Consider the following 14,027-nt stretch of genomic DNA (forward strand, 5'->3'; position numbering starts at 1 on the left):
CGCGAGCCCGCGCCGAGCGCAGCTCCGCGCGCCGGCATCGCGGCCTGCCCGCGGGAGGGCTGCGCGGGCCGCATCATTGCCGGCAAGCGCGGCTATGGCTGCACGGAATACAAAGCCGGCTGCGGCTTTGTGATCTGGAAGGACAGCTTTGGCGCAGCGCTGTCGGAGCGGGACGCTCGTCAGCTGGTAGAGCAGGGAAGCAGTGATACAATGTCCTTGACCGATGATGGAGGCGGCATGGTGCAGGGGCGGCTTATCTTAATGGATAAGAGCACAGGGAAGGTCGCGCTTGAGCAGGCTTGAGTATTGAAATTATGGATTGGATTATCGGGTATCCAGAAGGTTTCGAATTATTATGCAGGGTTTCTAATGAGAAAGGAGGTTAATGGAAATGCGTGAAATTCCTATACCGTATGTTCGTGCAAATCAAGCTGGTATTGTCCTTTTTGTAGTATTAGCCCTTTTGTTGCAGCAACCAGTGTTTATCGCTGCTATATGGGCCATTCAAGTAATTGGATTATGGAAGGGGATTCGAGCTAACTTAATTGTAAGAGCAGCTTCTCCGTTGTTAGCTTCTCGTGTAGCAGGCGCCCAGACGGAATCAGCAGAATTGTTGCGGTTTAACAATTCCATCGCTGTTATACTTTTAACTATTTCCTTGCTTTGCTTTTGGGTGTTTCATTCTGCTGTTGCCGGATACATCGCTGCCGCTATGGTAGCTGTGGCTGCATTCATAGCTATTTGTGGCTTCTGTGTGGGCTGTTTTCTTTATTATCAATTTAAAAAAAGTTTACGTTGATTTCAATAGTAGCTCTGGGTTCTTCCCAAATAAACAGGTATACGAATTAGGCTTATGCCTGAACGTATTCCTGTTTATTTAGAAAGAAATAATGTAATAAGAATAGATTGCCACACAAAACTGGAAGGACTGATGATTAGATGACAACTCCTATATGCTTTCCTGACCTTACATCAAGACCTTTAAACTTGAAAGTAGAAAGACAGATGGATGCACCGCCGGATGTACTTTACCAAGCGTGGACGAAGCAGTTCGACCGATGGTTTGCAGCTCCCGGATCAGTGATTATGCAAGGTGAAGTCAACACCGTATTCTTCTTTGAGACTGTTTTCAAGCCCGAGTCGCATAGTGAGGCTCAACGACATCCTCATTATGGACGCTTTCTTAGGCTTGAACCAGATCGTCTCATCGAAATAACGTGGGTTACAGGAGAAGGCGGAACCAAGGGAGCTGAAACGGTAGTCACTGTTGAACTAGAGCCACACAGCAACGGGACATTACTGCACCTTACGCACGCAGGGTTCCCGGATGAAGAATCGAGGAACGGACACGAACATGCGTGGCCATTCGTGCTAGAGCAGCTAGACAAGCAGATGCTGCCAGGTACTTAGTCAATTATCCTCAACAGCATCTATCTCAATGTAACAAGGTAGGGCTACTTTATTTGCTCGTTTACTTGGAAATAACCATAATTGCGGTGTATCCTCAACATTAGCAATAGAAAGCTGAAACCTGTCCGATGGAAAATGATTGCTATACAGCCGTATGTTGCTTCCATCAACCCTCATTACTTTTACAGGGAGTGTGTCGTCAGGCTTTCCATTGTTCATTATTTGAAAAGCTTTTAAGGATTCTGGAACCTCAACGCGCTTTTGAAAATAAATCGTTATGCTCTCAGGTCCAGTACGTTTTGCGCACAGTGGGAGAGGAGGCTCATCGTACATATATTTGCCCAAGTGATATTCATACGCAGTCCAAGTCGAATAACCTAGCTTGACTGACGTAGAGGCAAAATCATTTAACCATGTTCGGCTGCGCCTCATTCGTTGAAGTGAGCCAATATCCGCCTGAACTCCAATCGGAATATTCGGATGTATCGCCCTGATTTTAGCCATAAACGGCTCATAATGCTTGCAATAATCCGCTTTGAGAAACGTTCGCATCCAATCGGGCCAATGGGTTTGAATAATGTGAAGGTCTGGCCTCACAGTTGAGATCATTGCTGCAGCATCAAGCCCTTGAAATTCCCGGAGCTTTTCTACAGAGTCAGCTCCAGCATGAATACCTAGTGACCAGGTGGCAATTCTGATGTCAGGGCGAGCCTCCCGCACACCACCTGGACCATTGATTAGCTCAAACAAGAATCGGTTCAAGGCCGACACCCTGAATTCAATCCAAAGACGGTACAGGATGGGGTTGTTTTTGTAATAATTAGGGCTGGAGCGGTGCTTGAAATCAGGTGTTTCAGAGCCATATTGCTGCTTGAAGGCTGCTTTGGCATAGGGACCCACATCTCCATAAACACCATTGGAAAGGCCGTTCCACTCTGGGAAATACGGTTCTGCCACTTCCAATCCATCAAAGGGATACTTCCGTACAAGCTCCGCTAGAGCCTGCTTCTTCCAAGCAGTGTATCTATAGCTGAATGGAGAGAAACGGAAGTAGCCATCGTTTACAGGCTTTAGCAGCGTCATCTGCCAATCCGGCCAATCCTTCGGTAAATGTCCTGTCGTGTACGAACCATTGCCAAGCACCATAGCCCATACAGCCATTCCTCTATCCCGCAGCTTTTCAAGCAGCTTCTGATTGATTTTTGTCTCATCGGTCACAAAGTAATGGATTACCCGATACCCTGACAGCTCCAGCTCATCAGCAATGCTTTGCTCAGAGCGGTTCAGATAATAAGGAAAGGTCGGGTCGATCTGAATCGAGGGTCCTAGCAGACGGTTCATGGTATCCTCCTACAATAGTTCGTTACTAAACCGCATTAATGGTTTAATTGTGGCCATCCCTATGCTTTTATGTTGTATTGTACCAAAATAGAAGACTGTTGTAGTAATTAGGGGTATAATTGTAATAATTACTTATAAATTGACATTTGCTCAACACAGGGCTACAATTTTCTACATATACCTTACATTTTCGGCTTTCGATTTAAACGAATGAATGCTTACGTAGAACGTTTTGCTAAAGCAAAACTCTAAGGAGAGGTCACCAATGAAACAAGCTGTACCTGTGCATATTTTATCCGGTTTTTTGGGTAGCGGTAAAACAACGTTGCTAACACAAGCGCTGGATTACTACAAACAAAGCGGCAAAAAGCCGGCAGTACTTATGAATGAGCTTGGTGATGTGAATCTGGATGGAATGCTGGTAGAAGAAGGCGTGCCTATGACAGAAATGCTAAGCGGCTGTATTTGCTGTACGATTCGCGGCGACTTGGGCTTGGAATTGAGAGAATTAATCCAGGAGAATACTCCGGATGTCATTTTTGTTGAGTGTACGGGTGCTGCGAACCCAATGGAAATGTTAGATGGGGTCACTGATGCTTCGTTGCTAACTGAGCTTGAGCTCAAATCGGTAATTACCGTTGTAGATGCGGCTCAGCTTCTGGAGCAGCACCGCAAAGGTGTGGGTAAAACATACCGTCTAATGCAGGAGCAGATTCGCTGCGCTACTCATCTTGTTCTGAATAAAACCGACTTAATAGCTCCGGCTGATTTAGGCGAACTGGAAAGAGTGATCCGCGAATGGAACGCTGTGGCTCCGATTACTGCGACTATACGCTGTCATATCGATTTGACACTGTTTGACCGGCTTGAGGGGGAGACAGGTGATAATGTTAGCCTTTCCAGCTCCAAGGGCCTCAACTCGTCTTGTACGCATGAACATTCGCATGATGAGAGTTGTACGGATCCTAGCCACCTGCATGAGCATGAAGGCGAGGGTCATTTAAACGGCAAGGAAGCCGGCGTAACGCACCATTCTCACGATCATGTTATGGTTTATACGCATTATTTTAAAGGACCCATTGATAGCGAGCAGTTTGAAGCGCTTGTGGGAAGGCTTCCTTCTAATGTATATCGGGCCAAAGGCATATTGCGCTTTTCAGATACGTCCAGTCCATTTATGTTTCAATATGCTTACCGAGAGATGGATTTTGTTAAAATCACACCTAAAGAGGAGCTTCCTAATGTGGCTGTGTTTATTGGCGAACATTTCTCCAAACAAGAACTAGCATTGGAGTTAGAGACTCTGGAGCAAGCCGCTGGAGAGCAAAAAGATTGACTCTCCTACCTAGTTAGGGCATTATTAAACTAAAGAATGGTAAATTGAGGGATAAAATGATGGAAAATCATAGTCATAATCATGAGCACAGTGTTCAAGAAACAGTCCAAGATATGGTCAAAGCCATGGCATCCAAAGGATGGAGAATAACCGACCAGCGCAAAAGCTTGGCAACCCTGTTTGCAGAAGCCGAAGGGTACTTATCACCCAAAGATGTTTATGATTCGATGCGCCCCAAATATCCGGGAGTCAGCTTTGATACGGTATACCGGAACTTGCGTCTACTAAGTGAAATGGGTGTGCTTGAGCAGTTTTATTTGAATGATGGACTTAAGTTCCGCGCACGTTGTCAATCTCATCATCATCATCATATGATCTGTATTCAATGCGAAAAAACGATTACCTTTGAATTTTGTCCAATGAAGCATGTGCCCCATCTGCCGGAAGATTTTGAAATTATGAATCACCGGTTCGAGATTTTTGGTTATTGCAGCGATTGCTCGAAGCAGCCTCATCCTGCAAGCAATTAGAATAACATATTGTTAATAAGTATCGAGCCTCCATAAGGAGGCTTTTTATATACACATAAATTGTTTAAGTTCTTCATCGCACTTTTCTTGTTAAGAATTTTAAATAACAGCGAAGCTGCTATGAGCGCTGAAAGAGTTACACGGAAGCGGGACTTCCTTTATTTCAATCTGGCGGCTCCAATTTAATGCGATAGAGGAAGTCGGAATTCCTTTATTTTAGGCGAATATGAGTACTAAGCACTTAAACAGAGGAATAAAGGAACCAACTGTTCCGTTATCCCTCTGTTATTTGTGTTTACCATAAATTAGAGGAACACTTACTTCAACTTCATTCTCGCAGATCGTATACGGGGCATATCTGACAGTGATTCTTAACCTCTCGGGTGTCACTTCAACAAGAGTTAATGGCGATAATTTATCGATCATAAAGAAGTGAAGAAATAACAAGTTATTACAAAAAAACGATTGACACCTTTCAGAGGCGATGATAATATACTGTTTATAAAACATAGTAAACACATCGGAATAAAAGTAAATCAACCGGACCACCGGAGATCAGCCAGGATTAACATCCTGATTATCGGATGCGAGTACTAGTTATAATGAGATCCGTATATTTGAGGGGAGAAATATTAGATGTCAAATACAAACCTATTGAATTGGAAAAAGTGGTCCGTGCTTAGTCTTGTTAGTTTATCCTTACTTGGTTTATCTGCGTGCGGTGGCGGAACAACAGCACCGACTGCATCGGGTACAACTCCAGGAGCGTCGCCTGATTCTGCGAAGCCTGCGACTGCAGCTGCGAAGCCTCCTGTAGAACTACTTAATGTTTCTTACGATCCTACACGTGAATTGTACCAAGAATACAATAAAGCATTTTCAGCCTACTGGAAAGATAAAACAGGTCAAACGGTAACTATCAAAGCATCTCATGGTGGTTCCGGCAAACAAGGACGTTCAATCATTGATGGTTTGGAAGCAGATGTTGCTACCTTAGCTCTTGCCTATGACATTGATGCGATTGAACAAGCGGGATTAATTCAAAAGGATTGGCAAAAGAAATTAAAGCAAAATAGTACACCTTACACATCAACTATTGTTTTTCTAGTTAAAAAAGGAAATCCGAAAGGCATCAAAGATTGGGATGATTTAATTAAACCAGGCGTAGAGGTAATCACTCCGAATCCCAAAACATCAGGCGGAGCTCGTTGGAACTACATAGCGGCTTGGGGCTATGCGGATCAGAAGTTTGGAAAAGATGAAGCAAAGTCGAAAGAGTTTGTCGCTAAGCTTTTCAAAAATGTGCCAGTGCTTGATTCAGGTGCCCGCGATTCAACCACAACATTTGTACAGCGTGGTATCGGTGATGTTCTTATTGCATGGGAGAATGAAGCCTACCTGTCTATCAATGAATTCGGTAAAGACAAATACGAAATTGTAACTCCATCCCTAAGTGTATTGGCTGAACCATCGGTTGCTATTGTTGATAAGGTTGTCGACAAAAAAGGTACACGTGAAGTGGCGCAAGCTTATCTGGAGTACTTATATACAGAAGAAGGTCAAACGATTGCTGCGAAAAACTATTACCGTCCGCGTTTGGAATCGGTAGCTAAAAAATATGAAAATCAATTTGGTAAAGTAAACCTGTTTACTATTGATGATTTCGGCGGTTGGACTAAAACGCAAAAAACTCATTTCAGTGACGGCGGAGTATTCGATCAAATTTATAAACCTTAAGAGTCAGAGGAGAGAAATCCATGGCAAAGGCGTGGAAAGAGCGTAGTATATTACCCGGATTTGGTTTGACAATGGGCTTTACTGTATTGTATCTCAGCTTAATTGTCTTGTTTCCGTTATCCGCCATTTTTATTAAAACCTCCGGTCTAACATGGGCTCAATTCTGGCATACAATCACCGATGCCCGTGTAATTGCGTCGTATAAAATCAGCTTTGGTACGGCGCTCGGTGCAGCATTAGTAAATACAGTGTTTGGGTTTATCGTGGCATGGGTTCTGGCGAGATACACGTTTCCGGGTAGACGCTTTATTGATGCGCTTGTGGATCTTCCTTTTGCGCTTCCAACAGCAGTTGCAGGTATCGCCTTGACAACGATATATTCGAAGAATGGATGGATAGGCAGCTTCCTTGAACCACTCGGGATCAAGGTTGCCTATACTCCACTCGGTATTATGCTCGCCTTGACCTTTATTGGTATTCCGTTTGTAGTGCGAACGCTGCAACCGGTCGTGCAGGAGCTGGAGAAAGAGATCGAGGAGGCGGCAGTCAGTCTCGGCGCTCAACGCTTGCGAACCTTCATTCGAGTGATTTTTCCGCAGCTGCTGCCAGCGCTGTTAACAGGCTTTACGCTTGCATTTGCGAGAGCGGTAGGTGAGTATGGTTCCGTTGTATTCATTTCGGGCAATATGCCAATGAAAACAGAGATTGCTCCACTGCTTATAATGACAAAGCTTGAGCAATATGATTATGCCGGTGCTACAGCGATTGCGCTTGTCATGCTTGTGATTTCATTTCTCATGCTGCTAGTTATCAATTATCTACAGTGGCGTGCTAACCGATTTAATACATCTGTATAAGCTTATGCTTGGTAGTAAGTTTCGCTAAAGCGAAACTCTTAGGAGGATTCCCAATGGCCGGATATGTGGCGACCGTGAAAGCAGGTTCGGTAGCGGTAGATAGACCCAAGCATATTACTGAACCGACGGTAGTGAAATGGATTTTAATAAGTATTGCTTTACTTTTTCTGGGGCTATTGTTGGTACTGCCGTTAGTTTCCATATTTGTGGAGGCATTCAGGAAAGGCGCTGAAGTCTATTTCAAGGCGTTAGTCGAACCGGATGCTGCTTCTGCAATTAGGCTTACCTTGTTAACTGCGGCAATTGCTGTCCCATTGAATGTGGTGTTTGGTGTTTGTGCGGCATGGGCGATAACCAAATTCAAGTTTAAAGGAAAAAACCTGCTTATCACGTTAATTGATCTGCCTTTTGCCGTATCTCCCGTTATATCCGGTCTTGTCTATGTTCTGTTGTTTGGGGCAAGAGGTTGGTTCGGTCCTTGGCTTGGTGAGCATGATATCAAAATAATTTTTGCTTTACCGGGAATCGTGCTGGCTACTGTGTTTGTTACATTCCCTTTTGTTGCCAGAGAGCTTTTGCCATTAATGCAGGCTCAAGGGGTTCAAGAAGAGGAAGCGGCCGTTACTCTAGGAGCCAAAGGCTGGAGAATTTTCTGGAAGGTTACTTTGCCTAATATTAAATGGGGTTTATTATACGGCATCATTCTATGTAATGCGAGAGCGATGGGCGAGTTTGGAGCTGTATCGGTTGTATCCGGGCACATTAGGGGCTCAACGAATACGATGCCGCTGCACATTCAGATTTTATATAACGAATATAATTTTGCAGGTGCATTTGCCATTGCTTCTCTCTTGGTTTTACTGGCTGTAGTTACGCTGATTATAAAGAGTCTTATTGAGTGGAAGCATGAAAGACAGCAGCACCAGCTGGAAGGGGAGTAAGGGAGCATGCATATTATAGCCAAACACTTGATGAAAAGCTTTGGCAGCTTTCAAGCTACCAAGGATGTGAGCTTTGAGATTGAAAAAGGCAAGCTTATCGGCTTGCTTGGACCGAGTGGCGGAGGCAAAACAACCATATTGCGCATGTTGGCGGGGTTGGAGGATGCGGACTCGGGAGATATATTGTTTCATGGGAATAAAGTGAATCATTTACCGCCACAGCAGCGTGGAATCGGATTCGTATTCCAGAACTATGCGCTGTTTAGGCATATGAGTGTTTATGATAATATCGCCTTCGGGTTGACGGTTCAAAACCGTACCAAGCAGGAGATTAAATCACGCGTAAGCGAATTGATTGAGCTTACAGGCTTGAAAGGTTTGGAGAAAAGACTGCCGCATCAACTTTCCGGTGGTCAGCGTCAACGGGTAGCTTTTGCCAGAGCGATTGCTCCTGAGCCGCAGCTGCTGCTGCTGGATGAACCATTTGCCGCTATCGATGCCAAGGTCCGTAAGGAGCTGCGTACCTGGTTGAAGGATATGATAAACCGCGTAGGTATCACTACCATTTTTGTTACACATGATCAAGAGGAAGCAGTAGAAGTAGCCGATGAAATTATGATCATTAATCAAGGATTTCTTGAGCAGAAGGGATCGCCGATAGAAATTTACCAGCATCCTCAGACGCCTTTTGTAGCAAGCTTTATTGGAGAATCGAATCAGATTGATCGTATTGCAGAATTTAGAGGTTTTGAACATACCGAGCATTTTAATTCAAAAGCAATCATTCGTCCTGAATTTGTGGAGATTGGCTATAAGAATGAAATCAGTCACCTTTCCGCAACAGAAATTGGTACTGTGAAGAACATCTATTTTCGCGGTACGAATTGGCAGGTAGAGGTTGAGGTAAATGGACAAATTTTGTACGCATACCGTTCATTGGAAATGGAAACGTTAAAGCTGTCCGATCCCGTTCATGTGTTAATCCATCGTGTGTACTTATTTAACGGTCAGGACCACCGCACCATTGAAAACGGATTGAAAATTGATCCCTTACCCGTACACATTTAATCCAGGCTTTAAAGGCAGGCTTGCTCTAGCAATGATCAGTCCATGGCTTAGGATGCAAGCTTTGCTTAAGCAAAGCCTCACAGAAAGGAAGAGTTGCTATGGAACACCAGATTACGATAAAAAGCGATGACAACGAACTTGCGGCGACTCTTCATTATCCCGCATCCACTGGTAACAAAAACCCTATCATTATTATAGCGCATGGGTTTGTAGGGAATAGAATTGGAGTGGACCGTCTGTTTGTTAAATCCGCACGTGAATTTAGTGATCAAGGGTATATGGTCCTTCGTTTCGATTTTGCAGGCTGCGGTGAGAGCTCAGGTGACTACGGTTCAGGTGGAGTTGATACGTTGATAGATCAAACGAGAAGCGTAATCGACTATGCGTTAGGAATAGATTGTGTAGATCCGGCTCGTGTAATTTTACTGGGTCATAGCTTGGGCGGTGCGGTAGCCATTCTCACTGCAGCACGGGACAAAAGAGTCAAAACCTTGGTGCTTTGGTCGGCTGTTGCCCATCCATTTAATGATATTGTTAAAATTACGGGTAAGAAACTGTATGAAGATGCTGTTCAATATGGAAGCGCCGATTACTTAGGCTATTCGTTTAAGCCGTCTTTTTTCGAATCCTTGCCGAGACATCAGCCTTTTGAGCAAACAAGAAGATTTAATGGAGATGTGCTGCTGGTGCATGGTACGAATGATGAAGTGATTCCAGTCGACTATTGCTTCTTGTATCAAAAGCTGTTTTGGATGAGATCACAAGGGCAGTGCGACAAAGAAATCATTTTCCAAGCGGATCATACTTATTCAACAAGTCAATCTTATCAACAATTAATTGTTACTACCAAAAACTGGCTGAATTCATTGGAAAAGCAAAAGAGCGATTGGCATGATTGGACGATTTAGGTGTTTATAGAGAAAAGCTGGGACAATGTGAAGGTATGAAATTTTTTTGGGTATTAATCCGAGTATACACATAGGAAATATTGAATGAAAGAGAAATATAAATCGTGCGGAGGGATCAATATGGCCAGACCATTAGAAGTCGACGAAATTTGGACAAAGAGAATTCTTAGCTCGGTGAATGGATTAGAATACGGGACTGTACAAATTGTAGTTCATGACGGAAGAATTGTGCAGATTGAACGGACGGAACGCAAGCGGTTTGAATCTGAAGTTGCTTTGCGTGATCGTGACTCTTTGGATGGCAAGCAAGTGAAATCAAAGTAATAATTTTAATAATCCAAAAGGAGTGATGTATGAATGGCTCGTATTGCTATTATTTCAGGGAGTCCCTCGGCTTCTTCAAGACTTGAGGGGGTGTTGGATTTTATTCAGCAAGCGATCGTTCAAGCGGGTTTGGATGTTGAATGGATTCAAGTCAGAAACCTGGCTCCAGAGGATTTAGTCTATTCTCGCTTTGACAGCCTTGCTATTGTTGAAGCTAATAGAGTTATAGCGGAAGCAGATGCTGTTGTAGTTGCATCACCCATTTATAAAGCTTCATACACAGGTGTTCTCAAAACCTTCCTAGATCTGATTCCTCAAAAAGGACTAGAAGGTAAAGTCGTTCTGCCTCTTGCGATAGGAGGAACGATAGCCCATTTATTAGCGATAGATCATGCATTTAAGCCTGTACTTTCGGCATTGGGTGCGCATCATATATTACCTGGAGCTTTTGTTTTGGATACACAGGTACAACGTTTAGAGGACGGCAGCTTCCTGCTTAATGACGAAATTGGGCATAGGCTGACACAAGTAGCAGAGACGTTTATTCAAGAAGTGTCATGGCGTGCCGAAAGAAATAAACTAAGCAGCTTATCCCAAGGCATTGCACTTACATAAGGAAGGTCGGGGATTAAGCGCACCTCGTCCATTCAAGGACTATTTATTAAAACTGACCGTTCAAACGGAGGTTCTGTAAAGCTGGAGCTCACTCTTGCTTAATAGGACCTTCTTTTTTTTATAATAAGGAGCTGATGCAAATGATTCCCAATAATAACGTGGAGCTGATACTAACTGAATCAAGATCAGAATCAGAGGTGCAGCATTTGCCTGATATTCAGTTCGTCAATTATTGTTATCAAGCATTTGGATTAAACCGAGGAATCTACAACACCATTGATCAATGGCTATACGAATTTGGATATCATGATATCGTTGGCCGACGTGTATTGACGATTGCATTTTTGAATGATTTCCATAAAAAGAATGGGAAAGAACGTACCGGAAGTATGTTGCGATTCGGAAAAGGTGGGCTGACTAAACAGCTGTATGATTTTATTCATATAACTTAGCACAGTTTTCAACTTCTAATTGCGAGTAAACTTATGAGATTAAATATGGAGTGAAGGGGCGATTAGCATGGGTAACAGTATTGACGCTAGTGTTGAGTTTGGTTGGTTTATTCCTACAACAGGTGATGGCAAGTACATTGGTGTAAAGCCTGAGCGTGAGTCAACTTCTGAATATATGATTCAAGTGGCGCAAACAGCGGAGAACGCTGGGTTTACATTTGCCTTGATTCCAACAGGGGGGTCATGCATTGATTCGTGGATTGTTGGTTCAGCGATTGCGACCCATACCAAGATATTAAAGCCGCTCGTAGCAATGCGCCCCGGATTAATAGCACCTGTCCTGGCGGCAAGAATGGCCGCTTCATTAGATTACATCTCCAATGGTCGCGCATTAATCAATGTAGTTACAGGAGGGTCTCCTCAAGACTTAAAGGCAACTGGAGATCCATTGGCAAATGCCCATGACGACCGTTATGAAAGAACGTTGGAATTTCTTCAAATTGTTAAAGGCGTATGGAACGGTTCCAAACAGAGTAGTGAACGATACCTGGCCGGAAGTCAAAATTATCAGGAGTCAGAGCCGGTTCATTTTAAAGGCAAATATTATGAGATTGAAGGCGGCGCCAGTCTTCCTGCACCTGTGCAAAACCCGCATCCCCCTCTATATTTTGGTGGCAGCTCACCTGCAGGTAAGAAAACTGCTGTAGAGACGGCTGATGTATATCTGATGTGGACCGAACCGCTTGATTGGATTAAGGAACAGATCGCTGAAATGGAACAGCTGCGGGTTAATTTGAAAGCGGAGAAGGGTATCGATCGAGAGCTGAAATATGGCTTGCGAGCCCAGGTACTCATACGAGAAACTGAAGAGGAAGCTTGGCGTGAAGCATGGGATATTATTAGTAAAATAGATCGCAAGGCGATAGAGCAATCAGGACAGCGGTTTACACAAACCGATGCTACAAACCAGAAGAGACAGAACGAGCTTCGCGAGCAGTCCAAAGAGAATGATTATATTCTCGGGCCGAACCTCTGGGCGGGTATATCGCTTGTGCGCGGCGGCGGCAGTATGCTTCTAGTAGGCACACCGGAGCAGCTATCTGATCGATTGCTTGAATATATTGAAGCAGGCATTTCCTCCTTCGTATTGTCTGGTTATCCGAATCTGGAGGAAGCTGAAACCACCGGACGATTGTTGCTGCCGGAGATTAAACGCAGATTGTCTGAACGGACTAATAGTTCACAACATATTGATTTCATAGAAGCTAACGCTTGATAGGGAGGAGAATAAATGAATAATTCTGAAGTGCTACAAGGGCGGCCTGTTGCAATTGCCAAGGAGACCCAACCGGCAATTTCCGTTCCGGAAGAGCCGGGGAAATCAAAGCAGCGGGAGAGGATGAGAACCATCATCCGCGGTAGTATACTTCCTTTGTCGGTTCTGCTCCTATGGCAAATTATCGGATCAACCGGTCTGGTTACTAAGACCATTCTACCCACACCCGTTGAGATTACAAAATCCTTCATAGAGCTTCTTATCAGCGGGGAATTGTATAAGCACTTACAGATTAGTCTGTTTCGTGCGGCTGTAGGCTTTCTTTTAGGAGGAGGACTAGGATTATTATTTGGAGTACTGGTTGGTTTGTTTCGACGCTTTGAAGATAGTGTAGATCCCAGTATACAAATGCTGCGGACCATTCCTCATTTGGCTATTACACCCTTATTTATATTATGGTTCGGCTTTGGTGAATTTTCCAAAATCCTTTTGATTGCCAAAGGAGCATTTTTCCCTCTCTATGTAAATACATTTCTGGGTATTCGAGGTGTTGATTCGAAGCTGTTTGATGTGGCCCGTGTTCTGGAGTTCAGCAGATTTAAGCAAATTACAAAGCTAGTTTTACCTGCAGCTTTGCCTAATGTATTGTTGGGTTTGCGGCTTTCTATAGGTGTTGCTTGGCTTGGGTTGGTTGTTGCAGAGCTTATGGGATCCAGCGAAGGGGTGGGCTATCTTATTCTGGATGCCAGACAATTTTCACAGACGTCTATTGTATTTGTTGGCATTGCGATATTTGCTTTCGTAGGTAAGGGATCGGATTCTGTTGTTCGATACTTTGAGAAAAAAATGTTGAAATGGCGAGATAACTTTAACGGATAAAGGTGGAGTTAAGCTGCGATAAATAAAAGGAAGGATCAAGGAGGTGGAATAAACATGAGTGAATGGAAAAACGTATCAATTCTTGTATGAGCATAAAATTTTTATCGGCGAAGCGCAGGATGTTCAGGATTTGACAGATGAGTAACAGTATAGAAAATAGGTTAACACTAAAAGAAGCTGAGTACCCAAATGAAGGGAACTGCTTCTTTTTTATTTCTATTTTTAGTTTTCTTATGAAGCATCAATTATTGGACACTAATCCCACTACTGGTTTTTATTTCTTGAAGTGCTACTAAATTTCATGGTATTGTAAAATTGTTAATACTTGTAAGGTGAATAAATCGAATCTAGGA

At 43.6% G+C, this 14,027-nt stretch carries 16 protein-coding genes; 15 read left to right on the top strand and 1 reads right to left on the bottom strand.

Going from position 1 to position 14,027, the window contains the following annotated elements:
- The first annotated feature begins 129 nt into the window (after positions 1-129).
- The 3 genes from GC093_RS13200 (at position 130) to GC093_RS13210 (ending at position 1,410) form a co-directional block, all read left to right on the top strand.
- Complete coding sequence (locus GC093_RS13200) at positions 130-303, top strand: hypothetical protein (protein WP_171652344.1); 174 nt, start codon at positions 130-132, stop codon at positions 301-303.
- Between the two features lie 88 nt (positions 304-391).
- On the top strand, positions 392-799 hold the full coding sequence (locus GC093_RS13205) for a DUF4395 domain-containing protein (protein WP_171652345.1): 408 nt from the start codon (positions 392-394) through the stop codon (positions 797-799).
- A gap of 140 nt (positions 800-939) precedes the next feature.
- Entirely contained in the window at positions 940-1,410 is a 471-nt protein-coding gene (locus GC093_RS13210) for an SRPBCC family protein (protein ID WP_171652346.1), read from the top strand.
- Here GC093_RS13210 and GC093_RS13215 read toward each other — a convergent pair whose 3' ends face one another.
- Complete coding sequence (locus GC093_RS13215) at positions 1,411-2,751, bottom strand: N-acyl-D-glucosamine 2-epimerase (RefSeq protein ID WP_171652347.1); 1,341 nt, start codon at positions 2,749-2,751, stop codon at positions 1,411-1,413.
- 265 nt (positions 2,752-3,016) lie between these two features.
- Here GC093_RS13215 and GC093_RS13220 point away from each other — a divergent pair, with 265 nt between their 5' ends.
- From GC093_RS13220 to GC093_RS13275, 12 genes are all read left to right on the top strand, one after another.
- Complete coding sequence (locus GC093_RS13220; RefSeq protein WP_171652348.1) at positions 3,017-4,087, top strand: CobW family GTP-binding protein; 1,071 nt, start codon at positions 3,017-3,019, stop codon at positions 4,085-4,087.
- A gap of 59 nt (positions 4,088-4,146) precedes the next feature.
- Complete coding sequence (locus GC093_RS13225; protein WP_171652641.1) at positions 4,147-4,617, top strand: Fur family transcriptional regulator; 471 nt, start codon at positions 4,147-4,149, stop codon at positions 4,615-4,617.
- Positions 4,618-5,253: 636 nt separating this feature from the next.
- Positions 5,254-6,354, top strand: a complete 1,101-nt coding sequence (locus tag GC093_RS13230; RefSeq protein WP_171652349.1) for a sulfate ABC transporter substrate-binding protein — start codon at positions 5,254-5,256, stop codon at positions 6,352-6,354.
- 20 nt (positions 6,355-6,374) lie between these two features.
- On the top strand, positions 6,375-7,211 hold the full coding sequence (cysT, locus tag GC093_RS13235; protein ID WP_171652350.1) for a sulfate ABC transporter permease subunit CysT: 837 nt from the start codon (positions 6,375-6,377) through the stop codon (positions 7,209-7,211).
- A 53-nt stretch (positions 7,212-7,264) separates the two neighbouring features.
- Positions 7,265-8,152 carry a sulfate ABC transporter permease subunit CysW gene (cysW, locus tag GC093_RS13240; RefSeq protein ID WP_171652351.1) on the top strand — a complete coding sequence of 296 codons (888 nt, stop codon included), beginning with the start codon at positions 7,265-7,267 and terminating at the stop codon, positions 8,150-8,152.
- A gap of 6 nt (positions 8,153-8,158) precedes the next feature.
- The gene (locus GC093_RS13245; RefSeq protein ID WP_171652352.1) at positions 8,159-9,220 is read left to right on the top strand and encodes a sulfate/molybdate ABC transporter ATP-binding protein; all 1,062 of its coding nucleotides are present in this window, start codon (positions 8,159-8,161) and stop codon (positions 9,218-9,220) included.
- A 98-nt stretch (positions 9,221-9,318) separates the two neighbouring features.
- Positions 9,319-10,128 carry an alpha/beta hydrolase gene (locus tag GC093_RS13250; protein WP_171652353.1) on the top strand — a complete coding sequence of 270 codons (810 nt, stop codon included), beginning with the start codon at positions 9,319-9,321 and terminating at the stop codon, positions 10,126-10,128.
- A 120-nt stretch (positions 10,129-10,248) separates the two neighbouring features.
- Positions 10,249-10,452, top strand: a complete 204-nt coding sequence (locus GC093_RS13255; protein ID WP_171652354.1) for a YezD family protein — start codon at positions 10,249-10,251, stop codon at positions 10,450-10,452.
- 33 nt (positions 10,453-10,485) lie between these two features.
- Positions 10,486-11,067 carry an NADPH-dependent FMN reductase gene (gene ssuE / locus GC093_RS13260; RefSeq protein ID WP_171652355.1) on the top strand — a complete coding sequence of 194 codons (582 nt, stop codon included), beginning with the start codon at positions 10,486-10,488 and terminating at the stop codon, positions 11,065-11,067.
- A gap of 140 nt (positions 11,068-11,207) precedes the next feature.
- Positions 11,208-11,519, top strand: a complete 312-nt coding sequence (locus GC093_RS13265; protein WP_171652356.1) for an RNA-binding protein — start codon at positions 11,208-11,210, stop codon at positions 11,517-11,519.
- Between the two features lie 67 nt (positions 11,520-11,586).
- On the top strand, positions 11,587-12,795 hold the full coding sequence (locus GC093_RS13270) for an LLM class flavin-dependent oxidoreductase (RefSeq protein ID WP_171652357.1): 1,209 nt from the start codon (positions 11,587-11,589) through the stop codon (positions 12,793-12,795).
- Between the two features lie 15 nt (positions 12,796-12,810).
- Positions 12,811-13,674: an ABC transporter permease gene (locus GC093_RS13275; protein WP_171652358.1), complete on the top strand. Its 864-nt coding sequence runs from the start codon at positions 12,811-12,813 to the stop codon at positions 13,672-13,674.
- The last annotated feature ends 353 nt before the right edge of the window (positions 13,675-14,027 follow it).

The sequence above is a fragment of the Paenibacillus foliorum genome (assembly GCF_013141765.1).
Classification (GTDB): Bacteria; Bacillota; Bacilli; order Paenibacillales; family NBRC-103111; genus Paenibacillus_S; species Paenibacillus_S foliorum.